9 protein-coding genes are annotated in these 12,777 nt (G+C 70.9%); 5 read left to right on the top strand and 4 right to left on the bottom strand.

What is annotated here, in order from left to right:
• Positions 1-395: 395 nt before the first annotated feature.
• Positions 396-1,376, bottom strand: coding sequence for a LysR family transcriptional regulator (locus AOZ53_RS23215; RefSeq protein WP_054489550.1), 981 nt, complete (start codon positions 1,374-1,376; stop codon positions 396-398).
• A gap of 150 nt (positions 1,377-1,526) precedes the next feature.
• Here AOZ53_RS23215 and AOZ53_RS23210 point away from each other — a divergent pair, with 150 nt between their 5' ends.
• The gene (locus AOZ53_RS23210) at positions 1,527-4,130 is read left to right on the top strand and encodes a penicillin G acylase (RefSeq protein ID WP_054489548.1); all 2,604 of its coding nucleotides are present in this window, start codon (positions 1,527-1,529) and stop codon (positions 4,128-4,130) included.
• Here the strand turns inward: AOZ53_RS23210 and AOZ53_RS23205 are convergent.
• Positions 4,096-7,710 (bottom strand): ABC transporter ATP-binding protein/permease, encoded by a 3,615-nt coding sequence (locus AOZ53_RS23205; protein ID WP_054489546.1) that lies wholly within the window; start codon positions 7,708-7,710, stop codon positions 4,096-4,098. The two genes, AOZ53_RS23210 and AOZ53_RS23205, sit on opposite strands and share 35 nt — an antisense overlap.
• Before the next feature lie 93 nt (positions 7,711-7,803).
• Here AOZ53_RS23205 and AOZ53_RS23200 point away from each other — a divergent pair, with 93 nt between their 5' ends.
• On the top strand, positions 7,804-8,781 hold the full coding sequence (locus AOZ53_RS23200; protein ID WP_054432136.1) for a LysR substrate-binding domain-containing protein: 978 nt from the start codon (positions 7,804-7,806) through the stop codon (positions 8,779-8,781).
• A gap of 74 nt (positions 8,782-8,855) precedes the next feature.
• Here AOZ53_RS23200 and AOZ53_RS23195 read toward each other — a convergent pair whose 3' ends face one another.
• Entirely contained in the window at positions 8,856-9,275 is a 420-nt protein-coding gene (locus AOZ53_RS23195) for a tautomerase family protein (RefSeq protein ID WP_054432135.1), read from the bottom strand.
• A gap of 226 nt (positions 9,276-9,501) precedes the next feature.
• Here AOZ53_RS23195 and AOZ53_RS23190 point away from each other — a divergent pair, with 226 nt between their 5' ends.
• The 3 genes from AOZ53_RS23190 (at position 9,502) to AOZ53_RS23180 (ending at position 11,694) form a co-directional block, all read left to right on the top strand.
• Positions 9,502-9,969, top strand: a complete 468-nt coding sequence (locus AOZ53_RS23190) for a winged helix-turn-helix transcriptional regulator (protein ID WP_231689897.1) — start codon at positions 9,502-9,504, stop codon at positions 9,967-9,969.
• On the top strand, positions 9,966-10,412 hold the full coding sequence (locus tag AOZ53_RS23185) for a DUF4952 domain-containing protein (RefSeq protein WP_054475836.1): 447 nt from the start codon (positions 9,966-9,968) through the stop codon (positions 10,410-10,412). Before AOZ53_RS23190 ends, AOZ53_RS23185 begins: the two co-directional genes overlap by 4 nt.
• 94 nt (positions 10,413-10,506) lie before the next feature.
• On the top strand, positions 10,507-11,694 hold the full coding sequence (locus AOZ53_RS23180; RefSeq protein WP_054489544.1) for an NAD(P)/FAD-dependent oxidoreductase: 1,188 nt from the start codon (positions 10,507-10,509) through the stop codon (positions 11,692-11,694).
• 22 nt (positions 11,695-11,716) lie between these two features.
• Here the strand turns inward: AOZ53_RS23180 and AOZ53_RS23175 are convergent, their stop codons facing one another.
• Complete coding sequence (locus AOZ53_RS23175; protein ID WP_054489542.1) at positions 11,717-12,730, bottom strand: LysR family transcriptional regulator; 1,014 nt, start codon at positions 12,728-12,730, stop codon at positions 11,717-11,719.
• Positions 12,731-12,777: the final 47 nt, after the last annotated feature.

The raw sequence follows: 12,777 nt of genomic DNA, 5'->3' as shown, positions 1-12,777 counted from the left end.
TACGGGGTCTGGCGCACCGGGCAAGCCTTCGATCCCGGGAGGTTGAACCTGAAAACAGCTTGATCCGGACCATAGAATCTCGTTGCCGCCTGCCGGCGGCTGCCTTCGGATTCCCTCGGGCGCATCGACGCCCCGCGCGCGCGCCACCGCCGCCTCGACGGGCTCGCGTGTTGCCTTGGCGCGTGTCGTCGGGGCGGGGGGTGTGCTTGGGTTTTTCTGGGCGGGGTGCTGTCGCGGAAGGTCTTGCGGGGGCGCCCAAGTCGGCCGCGCGGGCGGCCTTTTTGGGCGGCGGGCTCTTGGGGCGTCGGGGCGTTGCGGTCTTGTGTCGGGGCTTGCCGTCGGTGTTTTGGGGTCTGCTGTCGTGTTGTCGCTGGCGCCGACGGGGCTGGCTTGGCTCAGGGTTTTTGGCGGGGCGGTGGCGTTTGCGTTCCCTTCTTGGGCCTTGCTGGCGGCGGTTGTTTTGGCTGGAACGCGGCGAAGTCGTTCCAGCATTGCTGGGTGAAGGTGTAGAGCGCGTCCTGCGCCTTCAGCGGGCTGCGGCCTGCCAGGCGGGCGAGGACGTAGTGGCCCTGGCGTTGCGGGTCGGGGGGCAGGGGGACTTCGACCAGGCGGCCGGCTTGTTGTTCGTGGCGGGTGACGCAGATGACGCCCAGCAGCAGGGTGTCGGTGGTGAGGGCCAGGTGGACCAGGGGGTCGAGGTTTTCGCAGCGCACGGTGACCATCTGTTCGGGGGCGCCGGCGGGGCCGAGGGTTTCGGCCAGGCGCAGGGCGACCTCGGGGCTGAGGGTGCTGGAGGCGACGGGGTACTGGCGGATGTGATCGATGTTGGGGCGGCGGTGGGCCAGGATGGGGTGGCCCTGGCGGCAGACCATGCCGGCGCGCAGGGGGGCGAGGGGGCGGGTGTCGATGTCGGCGGCGCCGTAGAGCATGCGGGCGTCGCAGACCATGGCGTCGATGCGTTCGGCGCGCAACTGCTCGAGCAGGGCGGCGGTGGCGCCGAGCTCGGCGGCCACGCGCACCTGCGGATGGCGGGTGGCCATGTGGGCCAGGAAGGGCGTCAGCAGCAGCGAGGCGGGGGTGGGACTCAGTCCGATAGACAGGGCGCCCGATTCGCCGCCGGCCAGGGTTTTTAGCTCGCGCCGCAGTTCGGCTTCTTCATAGCGCATGCGGCGCGCGCGCTCGGCCACGCAGGCGCCGTAGGGCGTCAGGCGCACCTGGCGGGTGCCACGGTCCAGCAGCGGCAGGCCGAGTTCGGTTTCCAGCGCCTGGATGCTGCGGCTGAGCGCGGGCTGGGACAGGTTGACCTTGTCGGCGGCGCGCGAAAAGGTGCCGTGTTCGATCACGGCGAGCAGGTGCTTGAGTTTCTGGAAGTCCATGTTCCAACCGCATGAATCATATGAATCAAATGCATTGGAATTATAGATTGGGCGTCCGTATCATGGTCCGCGGACGGTGCCCGGCAGAGGCGCCGCCATCGCCCGCGGCAGGCTCGCGGCGCGGTCCCATTCGATACGGAGACAGATTCAATGAAGCAGCATGTGTTGTCGGCCGCCCTGTTGGCGGCCAGTTCGTGCCTGCCCGCGATGGCGGCGCAGGCCGTGGCGCAACCCGCGGCGACAGCCGCCGGACAGGCCGCCGAGGCGGTCGCGGCGCGGCCGCAGGGCGCCGATGGCAAGGTCACGATCCGGCGCGATGCCTATGGCATGCCGCACGTCTATGCGGACACGGTGTACGGCATCTTCTACGGCTACGGCTACGCGGTGGCGCAGGACCGGCTGTTCCAGATGGAGATGGCGCGCCGCAGCACCCAGGGCCGGGTGGCCGAGGTGCTGGGCGCGTCGATGGTGGCGTTCGACAAGTCGATCCGCGCCAATTTCTCGCCCGAGCGCATCCAGCGCCAGCTGGCGGCGCTGCCGGCCTCGGACCGCCAGGTGCTGGACGGCTACGCGGCCGGCATGAACGCCTGGCTGGCGCGGGTGCGGGCCCAGCCCGGCGCGTTGATGCCCAAGGAATTCAACGACCTGGGCTTCGCGCCGGCCGACTGGACCGCCTACGACGTGGCGATGATCTTCATCGGCACCATGGCCAACCGCTTCTCGGACGCCAACAGCGAGATCGACAACCTGGCGCTGCTGACGGCCCTGAAGGACAGGCACGGCGACGCCGAGGCCATGCGCATCTTCAACCAGCTGCGCTGGCTGACCGACAGCCGCGCGCCGACCACGGTGCCGCCCGAAGAGGGCAGCTACCAGCCGGCGGTGTTCCAGTCGGAAGGCGCGGACAAGCTGGCCTATGCGCTGCCGCGCTACGACGGCACGCCGCCGATGCTCGAGCGCGTGGTGCGCGACCCGGCCACGCGCGGCGTGGTCGACGGCGCGCCGGCGGCGCTGCGGACGCAGCTGGCCGAGCAGTATGCGCAGTCGGGCCAGCCGGGCATCGCCGGTTTCCCGACCACCAGCAACATGTGGATCGTGGGGCGCGACCATGCCAAGGACGCCCGTTCGATTCTGCTGAACGGTCCGCAGTTCGGCTGGTGGAACCCGGCCTACACCTATGGCATCGGCCTGCACGGCGCCGGCTTCGACGTCGTCGGCAACACGCCTTTCGCCTATCCCGGCATCCTGTTCGGCCACAACGCGCACGTGGCCTGGGGCTCGACCGCCGGCTTTGGCGATGACGTCGACATCTTCGCGGAAAAGCTGGATCCGGCCGATCGCAACCGCTATTTCCACGACGGCGAATGGAAGACGCTGGAAAAGCGCACCGACCTGATCCTGGTGAAGGACGCCGCGCCGGTGGCGCTGGACGTCTACCGCAGCGTGCACGGCCTGATCGTCAAGTTCGACGACGCGCAGCACGTGGCCTACGCCAAGGCGCGTGCCTGGGAGGGCTTTGAACTGCAATCGCTGATGGCCTGGACCCGCAAGACGCAGTCGGCCAACTGGGAACAATGGAAGGCGCAGGCGGCGCGCCACGCGCTGACCATCAACTGGTACTACGCCGACGACCGCGGCAACATCGGCTACGCCCATACCGGCTTCTATCCCAAGCGCCGCCCGGGCCACGACCCGCGCCTGCCGGTGCCGGGCACGGGCGAGATGGACTGGCAGGGCCTGCTGCCGTTCTCGACCAATCCGCAGGTCTACAACCCGCGCCAGGGCTTCATCGCCAACTGGAACAACCAGCCGATGCGCGGCTATCCGTCCACCGACCTGTTCGCCATCGTCTGGGGCCAGGCCGACCGCTACGCCGAGATCGAGACGCGCCTGAAGGCCATGACCGCCAACGGCGGCAAGGTCAGCGCGCAGCAGATGTGGGACCTGATCCGCACCACCAGCTACGCCGACGTCAACCGCCGCCATTTCCTGCCGTTCCTGCAGCGCGCGGTGCAAGGGCTGCCGGCCGACGATCCGCGCGCGCGGCTGGTGGCGGGGCTGGCGGCGTGGGACGGCATGGCGACCAGCGAGCGCGAGCCGGGCTACTTCGACAACGCCGGTCCGGCGGTGATGGACGCCTGGCTGCGCGCCATGCTCAAGCGCACGCTGGCCGACGAGATGCCGGCCGACTTCTTCAAATGGTACAGCGCCACCGGCTACCCGACGCCGCAGGCGCCGGCCACCGGTTCCCTCAACCTGACCGCCGGCGTCAAGGTGCTGTTCAACGCCCTGGCCGGCCCCGAGGCCGGCGTGCCGCAGCGCTATGACTTCTTCAATGGCGCGCGCGCCGATGACGTCATCCTGGCGGCGCTGGACGATGCGCTGGCTGCGCTGCGCCAGGCCTATGGGCAGGATCCGGCCGCGTGGAAGATCCCGGCGCCGCCGATGGTGTTCGCGCCCAAGAACTTCCTGGGCGTGCCGCAGGCCGACGCCAAGGCGGTGTTGAGCTATCCGGCCACGCAGAACCGCGGCACCGAGAACAACATGACGGTGTTCGACGGCAAGTCGGTGCGGGCGGTGGACGTGGTGGCGCCGGGGCAGAGCGGCTTCGTCGCCCCGGACGGCACGCCGTCGCCGCACACCCGCGACCAGTTCGACCTGTACAACACTTTCGGCAGCAAGCGGGTGTGGTTCACGGCGGACGAGGTGCGGCGCAACGCTACGTCGGAAGAGACGTTGCGCTACCGGCGGTAAGGTCGCGCGCGCCCTGGTGGCTGGCAAGCCGGGCGTACGCGCCTTGCTTGCGCAGCAGCTGGTCGTGGGTGCCGGCCTCGGCCAGGGCGCCGTTGTCCAGCACCAGGATCAGGTCGGCGTCGCGGATGGTGGCCAGGCGGTGCGCGATCACCAGCGTGGTCCGGTGCCGCATCAGCACGTCCAGCGCGCCGCGCACCTGCATCTCCGACAGGGTGTCCAGGTGCGAGGTGGCTTCGTCCAGGATCAGCACCGGCGCGTTCTTCAGGAAGGCGCGCGCGATCGAGATGCGCTGGCGCTGGCCGCCCGACAACTGCATGCCGCGTTCGCCGACGCGCGTGGCCAGGCCGTCGGGCAGGCTGCGCACGAAATCGCTCAGCGCGGCCTGTTCCAGCGCCAGCGCCAGTTCCTCGCGGCTGGCGTCGGGGCGCGCCAGGCGGATGTTGCCTTCGAGCGTGTCGTTGAACAGATAAGTGTCCTGCGTCACCAGCGCGACGCGTTCGCGCAGGCCGTCCAGCCGCAGCTGGCGCACGTCCACGCCGTCGAGCTTGACCGCGCCCTGGCGCGGATCCCAGAAGCGCAGCAGCAGGCTGGCCACGGTGCTCTTGCCCGCGCCCGAGGCGCCGACCACGGCCACGGTGGCGCCGGCCGGCACGGTGAAGCTCAGGTCGCGCAGCGTGTCCTGGCTCTTGCCGGGATAGGTGAAATACACGTGGTCGAACGCCAGCGACAGGCCGTGCGGCGCCGCCGGCGGCGGCAGCGGGCCGTCGGTGACCGGCTCGGGTTCGTTGTTGACCACGTGCAGGCGGCGGGTGGCGGCGATGGTGTCGGCCAGCTGGCGGCTGACCTGCGAGATCTCCGACACCGGCAGGAAGGTCGCCAGCGCGATCAGCACCAGCAGCGGCAGCATGCTGGCCGACAGCGCGCCGGCCGACACCTGCAGCGCGCCGACCACGGCCACGGCCAGGCCGCCCAGGCCCATCGCGGTCTCGAACCAGGCGGTCTGGCGCGACAGGTCGCGCAGGATGTCCAGGCGGCGCACGCGGTACTGGTCGGCGACCTTGAGGAATTCGTCGCGGCGGCGGCCGGTGGCCTGGAACGCAGTCAGGTCGGCCAGGCCCTGGATGGTGTCGGTGGTGTGGGCGCTCATCTCGCCCAGGGCGTGGCGGGCGCGGTCGCCGAGCGCGTCGACCTTGCGGCGGCCGCGCACCGGCGACACCAGCGCATAGGCCAGGAACGGCAGCAGCGCCAGCGCCACCGGCCAGCTGTAGAACGCCAGGAAGCCCAGCACCGACAGCGGCACCAGCACCGACACGATGGCCGGGGCGATGGTGTGGGCGTAGAAGTACTCGACCATTTCCACGTCCTGCGTCGCCAGCGCCACCAGGTCGCCCGAGCGGCGTTGCAGCAGATAGGCGGGCGCCAGCCGTTCCAGCTTGTCGTAGAGCTTGACGCGCATGTCCGCCAGCAGCTGGTAGGCCATGGCGTGCGCCAGCCACGATTCGAGCCAGTGGAACAGCGCGGCCAGCGGCGCGGCGATCAGCAGGCCGATGATCAGCGAGGACGTGTCGCGGCCGTCGCGGATGGCGGCCACCACCAGCGCGCTCAGCACGCCGACGCCGATGAAGGCGGCCACGCGCGCCACGCCCAGCAGGATGGTGGCGATCAGGGTGCCGCGCCAGGGGCGCACCACCGACAGCAGCGTGGCCAGCGTGGCGCGCCAGCCGACCTGGTCGGCATCGACGTCCAGCGAGCGCAGCGCGGGGCCTTGGCTGCCGGATGCATCGTCATTGGCGTGCGCGGCGGGCGTGGTGTCGCGCGCCGTGGCGGCGGGGACCGGAGCTGCCGGCGCGCTCAGCGCCAGGGCCTGTTCGTGCATCAGGCGGTAGTACAGGCCGTGCTGGCGCATCAGCGCATCATGCGGGCCTTGCTCGACCACGCGGCCCTGGTCCAGCACCAGGCAGCGGTCGGCGCCGATCACGCTGGCCAGGCGGTGCGCCAGGATCAGCGTGGTGCGGCCGGCCATCAGGCGGTCCAGCGCCTGCTGGATCAAGGCCTCGTTCTCGGTGTCGACCGACGACAGCGCCTCGTCCAGGATCAGGATGGGCGCGTCGCGCAGCAGCGCGCGGGCGATCGCCACGCGCTGGCGCTGGCCGCCCGACAGTTGCAGGCCGCGCTCGCCGATGCGGGTGGCGTAGCCCTGCGGCAGCGCCATGATGAAGTCGTCGATGTTGGCGGCGCGGGCGGCGGCGCGCACCTGTTCGTGGCTGGCGTCGGGCCGGCCCAGGCGCAGGTTCTCGTCGATGGTGCCGTGGAACAGCGTGATGTCCTGGCTGACCAGGGCCATCTGGCCCAGCAGCGTCTGCGTGTCGAGCTGGTTGACGTCGTGGCCGCCGACGCGGATGGCGCCGGCCTGCGGCACGCATTCGCGCAGCAGCAGGCGCACGATGGTGGACTTGCCGGCGCCGCTGGGGCCGACGATGCCGACGCGCTCGCCGGCGGCGATGCGGAACGACAGGCCCTGGTGCGCGGGCCGCTGCGGCGAATACGAGAACGCCACCGCGTCGAACTCGATGGTCGGATCGAGCCGCGCCGGCGCGGCGCCCGCCTGCACGGCGGGGGCGGCGGTCAGCGGCTGCGCGTCCATCAGCGCATGGATGCTGACGGCGGCCGACTGGCCCAGCATGCCCCGGTGCAGCACCGAGCGCAGGTCGCGCAGCGGGCGGAAGATCTCGGTGCCGGCCATCAGCACGATCAGCAGCGCTTCGACGCTCATGTCGCCGGCGGCCACGCGCCAGGCGCCGACCGTCAGCGCCAGCGCGGCGCCCAGCGCCACGCCCAGGTCGCTGATGCCGCGCGTCAGCAGGCTGACCGACAGCACCCAGAAGGTGTTGTCGGACAGCGCCCGGGCGCGCGCGGCCAGGCGCTCGCCCCAGGTCTTGCCCTGGCCGTACGACTTGAGCGTCGGCAGGCCCTGGACGGCGTCCAGGAATTCCTCGCCGAATTCGTTCAGCGAGCGGGTGCGCGCCAGGCTGGCGCGGCGGTCGAGCATGTGCACGGCCATCGGCCCGAACAGCGCGAACAGGGCAGCCACCAGGAACACCAGCGCGGTCGGCACGTCCCAGAAGGCGATGACGGCGAAGATCGCGAACGGCGCGGCCGCCGCGATGGCGACCTGCGGCAGGTACTGGCCGAAGAAGGTCTGCAGCTGCTCCACGCCGTCCACCACCGTCAGCATCACGCCGCCGGTGCGCTGGTTGGCGAACCAGGCCGGCCCCAGCGACACGATGCGGTCGTAGAGCCGCGCGCGCAGCGTCTGCTGCACCTGGGCCGAGCTGCGGTTGGCCTGCACCGTGCGCAGGTGGTCGAGCAGGGCGCGCAGCAACACCATGGCGCCGACGCAGAGCGCCGGCGCGAGCCAGTCCTGCCACGGCGCGCCGTCGAACACGCGCGCCAGCAGCTGGCCCAGGAAAACGTAGCGGGCGATGCCCGCCGCCAATGCCAGCAGGCCGAGGAATATGCCGCCCGCCATGCCGGCGCGCAGCCCCGCGGTCAGTTGCCAAAGCCTCGAATCGAAATACATATCAATGCTCCCTCCAGAGCCAGCATGGTCACGCATCCCGGGCCGTGGCGATAGCGATAGTTATTCAATCATGGGTTGAGATAAACTCAACCCATGTCGACCCTGCCCACCCACATGCCGCCGCTGGCGGCGCTGCGCGCCTTCGAGGCCGTCGCCCGCCTGGGCAGTCTCAGCCGCGCCGCGGCCGAACTCAATGTCACCAAGAGCGCCGTCAGCCATCAGCTGCGCGCGCTGGAGGCCGACCTGGGCGTGAGCCTGCTGCGCCGGGGCGGCACGGTACGCCGCGCGGAAACCACCGAGGCCGGTGCCGCCTTGCTGGCTTCCGTACAACAGGCCTTGACCCTGCTGGAGACCGCCTGCCGCAATGCCCGGGCCAGCGCCCGCGGCAAGCGGCGCTACAACCTGAACGTGTCGGCCAACCCGTCGCTGGCGGCCCTGTGGCTGGCGCCGCGCATCGGCCGTTTCATCGAATTGCACCCCGACATCGACATCCAGGTGTTCCTGCACGCCAGCCAGGACCCGGCCTGGAAGGCGCAGGACATCGACCTGGCGTTCCTGCACGTGCGCGGCCTGGGTCCGCACCTGGCCGCGCCGGGCGATATCCCGCTGATGACGGAGACGGTGGTGCCGGTGTGCAGCCCGGCGCTGGTCGCGCCGGACGAGCGCGACGATCCGGCCGTCTTCACGCGCCATCGCTGGCTCGAGGAAAAGCACATCGACAGCCCCGAGACCGATTGGCGCACCTGGCGTCCGCGCCTCGGCCTGCCGGAAAGCGCGGGCCAGGATCCGCTGGTGCTGAGCGGCCTGAGCACGGTGGTGGCGGCGGCCGCGGCGGGCGTCGGGATCGCCCTGGGACGCGCGCCGCTGATCGACGAGGAACTGGCCAGCGGCCGGCTGGTGGCGCTGACGCCGGGCCTGCGCATGCGCGGCTCGTGGGGCTATGTGATGCGCATCCACGCCAACCGGCCGATGGATGCGTCGCTGCCGGCGCTGGTGGAGTTCCTGGCGGAGGAAGGGCGCGGCGCCACGGTGTCGTGGCGCGAACCGTCCACCGCCGCGCGGCCGCGCTGATGCGACGGCACTGACGCGGCGGAACTGAACCGCATCAATGCCTGGCCGGCGCGGTCGCGCCGGGAGCGGCGTCGTCAGGCGGGCGTGCTCGGCCGGTTGTCGGCGCGCCACTGCTCGCTTTGCGGCGTGCCGGGCACCGGCGGCCGCATGTCCTGGATGGTCCACAGGCCGAACGGCGTTTCATCGATATGGATTTCCCAGCGCAGCCCGCGGTCCGCGACATACGGCGCCAGCAGCCGGCCGACCGCGCCCAGGAACCGGCGCCGGGTCTCGTCCTCGTGGATCTGGCGGGCGATATGGTCGACCGAGATGCGCACGAAGTCGTCGGCGCGTTCGCCGCCGATGAAGAACGAGGACTTGGGCACGGGGTGGAACACCAGCCCGACGTAGAACTTCGGCAGGTCGGTGTAGAGCGCGGTAATGCGTTCGGCGATGGCCTGCTTGTCGGCGTCGGAGAAGGCGTCCTGCGGGTGATAGATGTTCCAGAGCGGCATGGCGGGGTTCCTTTTTGAGGAGGGGCGACGGCCGTCCGGCAGGGGCGGCCAGGGGGGAATGGCGGTGTCGATCAGTGAGTATAATTATTGACTTCAATTATTGAAGTTGTAAAGCAAAGGCCGTGGCGGGGAGGCTTGAGCGTTGTCCGCCCGGCTGCGATACTGCGGTGGCCGCGCTCCGGCGGCACGGCAAAGGGAATCCATGCGCTCCAAGAGTTTTGAAGGAATGGTCTGCTCCATCGCCACGGTGCTCGATGCCGTCGGCGACCGCTGGGCCATGCTGATCCTGCGCGACCTGGTGCTCGGCCTGCGGCGCTACGACGACCTGCGCCGTTCGACCGGCATCGCCAACGCGACGCTGGCCGACCGGCTCAGGCAGCTGGAACAGAACGGGCTGATCGAACGCCGCCTGTACCAGAGCGGCCCCGATCGTCATGAATATCTGCCCACCGCCAAGGGCCGCGATATCGCCCTGGTGCTGCAGGCGCTGGCCCAGGTCGGCGACCAATGGCAGCCGGACGGCGGGCCGCCGCTGCGGTTCATGAACGCGCAGACCGGCCGCCGCGTCGAACTCGGACTGGTCGAGGAAGGCACCGGCGCGCGCGTGGGCCACCAGGACCTGCGGGTGGAAGCCGGACCCGGCGCGGACGACCTGATGCGCTGGCGGCTGGCACGAAAAACGGAGCGCGCATGATGACCCTGACCCGCTGGTTGCGAACCCTGCTGTTGCCGGCGGTGCTGCTGCTGCCATCGGCCGCCGCGCTGGCGCAGGCCGCGCCCACCCCCGGTTGCGAGGATTTCCTGGCCGCGCTCGGCGACAAGCCCGAGTCCATCGAATACCAGGGCTGCCGCCAGGAACTGCACGGCCAGGGCAAGCCGCTGGTGGCGCGCTACCGCCTGGACGGCGTCGCGGCCGCCGGGGTCGAACGCTACCTGCGACAACGCTTCGACCTGCAGCCGCTGCACTACCGCTGCTGCGGCTGGGAGGCGCCGCCGCAATCCTGGCGCGACCCGCGCACCGGGCGCGATTACCTGATCGTGTTCGCCTCCGAAGAGACGCTGGTCTCCTCGCGGGCCCGCTGGGACCGCATCGACAATTTCCATATCCGGGTCGAGCTGTACACCGAGGCCATCTGAGGCCGCGCTTCTATTCAGTATTCGCCGCGCCGATACAACCGGCGCCGGCCGCCGCCCGCGTCACACTGCCGCCATTCATCCTGGGAGTGTGGCCGTGAAGCGTTATGACGTGATTGTGATCGGTGCGGGCGTGGTCGGCAGTTCGGTCGCCTACCATCTGGCGGCCCTGGGCGCGACCCGCGTGCTGGTGCTGGACCGCGCCACCATCGGCGCCGGCACCACGGCGCAGTCCTCGGGCATCCTGCGCACCCACTATTCGGTGCGCGAGAACGTCGAGCTGGCGCGGCGCTCGTGGAGCGCCTTCACCGATTTCGCCGCCTATGTCGGCGACGAGGACGCGGCCAGCGGCCTGGTGCGCTGCGGCTACCTGATCGCGGCGGCCGACGACGACAAGCGCGCGCCGCTGGCCGACGCGCTGGCGCAGCAGCAGGCGCAGGGCATTCCGGTGCAGCGGCTGGACGCGGCGCAGGCGCGCGAACTGCTGCCGATCGCCGATTTCAGCGATGCCGCGTTGATCGGCTTCGAGCCCGAGGCGGGCTTTGCCGACGCCTATCTGGTCGCCACCAGCTTTGCCCGGGCGGCGCGCCGGCGCGGCGTCACGATCCGCGAGAACGTCGCCGTGCACGGCCTGTCGTGGCAAGGCGGGCGCGTGATTGGCGTGGCCACCTCCGAGGGCGATTACGCCTGCGACGTGGTCGTCAGCACCCAGAACATCTGGACCGCCGAACTGGCGGCGTGGACCGACGTGGCGCTGCCGCTGGCGCCCGAGCGCCACGCCGTGCTGGCGCTGGAATGCGTGGCGGCGCCCTATACCTATTCCATGCCGGTCTACAAGGACCTGGCCTCGCCCGGCATGCTGTACTGCCGCAGCTATGGCGGCAGCCAGATGCTGGTCAGCGAGGGCACCGTCGGTGAAAAGCTGCCGCCCGGCGAGACCGAGCAGGGCGACATCCCGCTGGATTACGTGGCGGCGGTCGGCGAACAGGTGGCGGCGCGCTTTCCGGCATATGCCGAAGCCGGCCTGGCGTCATCCTGGACCGGCGTGTACGACGTGACGCCGGACTGGAATCCGGTGCTGGGCCGCATCGGCGGCGTGGAGGGGCTGGTGGCGGGATTCGGTTTTTCCGGCCACGGCTTCAAGCTGTCGCCCGCGGTCGGCCGGGTGCTGGCGCAGGAGGCGCTGGGGCTGGCGACCGACGTGCCGCTGGCGCCCTACGCGCTGGAGCGGTTCGCGCGCGGCGCGCTGCTGACCGGCAGGTACGGGCGGGGCGCGGTGTCGTGAGCGGCGCGGCGGGCCGGACGGGTCAGCGCCGCAGGCTGCGCCACAGCGAGGCCGCCGGCAGGCCAAGCGCCGGCGCGATGTCTTGCTGCATCAGGCGTTCGACCGCCACCAGGATCACGTTGCGGGCTTCGGCCGGCAGCTTGCCGGCCTCCTGCGGCCGCGCGGCCAGGTAGAAGGCGCGCGCCAGGTCGGGGTCGTCGGCGCGGGCCTTGTCCAGCCAGGGCGCCAGCGGCAGCACTCGCAGCTGGTCGATGAAATGGCGCGATTGCCAGATGCACAGCGGCGTGCTGATGGCAAAGCCCAGGCCGGCGGTGACCAGGCTGAGCAGGGGATCGGTATTGTCGAATTCGAACGTGCGTTCGATGACGATGCTGCGCGCTTCCAGCAGGCGATCGATGGCCGCGCCGATGTGCGAGCGGGCGCTGTAGCGGATGAACTGGCTGCGGCGTCCCAGTTCCGCCAGCGAGCGCGCGCCCTCCCAGGGCAGGGCGCGCGGCAGCACCAGCAGATAGGGCTCGCTGAACAGCCCGAGCTTGCGGATGGCGGACGGCTCGGCGGCGGCGCTGGTGCTGATGACCAGGTCCAGCAGGCGTTCTTCCAGCTGTTTGTCCAGCACCGGCGTGATGCCCGACCACAGCCGGATCTGGCGCGACGTGCCGGACAGGCCGTGGATCAGGGTCGGCCCGAGCGTGCCCGCGAACGAGTCGACGCAGCCGAAGCGCACGATGTTGCGCCGCGCGCGGCTCAGGTTGCGCACGCTTTCGGTCATGTCGCCGGCCTGCGCCAGCAGGCGCGACGCATGGTCGAACAGCAGGTCGCCCGCCGGCGTGGGGCGGGCCGGGCGCGTGCTGCGGTCGAGCAGTTCGGTGGACAGCGCGGTCTCCAGCTGCTTGATGCGCTGCGATACCGCGGCCTGCGACAGGCCCAGCAGTTGCGCCGCGCCCGACACCGATGCCGCCTGCACCACCGCCACCCAGGTCAGCAGCAGGCTCCACTCCGGGTAGGGGTCGGCGTCGCGGTACGGCAGGCGCTGCATCGGCGCGGTCCGGCCGGCGGCGTCAGCGCTTGCGCGCCAGCGTCTGC

This window comes from Achromobacter sp. 2789STDY5608621 (genome assembly GCF_001299375.1).
GTDB lineage: Bacteria > Pseudomonadota > Gammaproteobacteria > Burkholderiales > Burkholderiaceae_B > Achromobacter > Achromobacter insuavis.
This window is presented reverse-complemented; position numbering and strand designations above follow the sequence as displayed.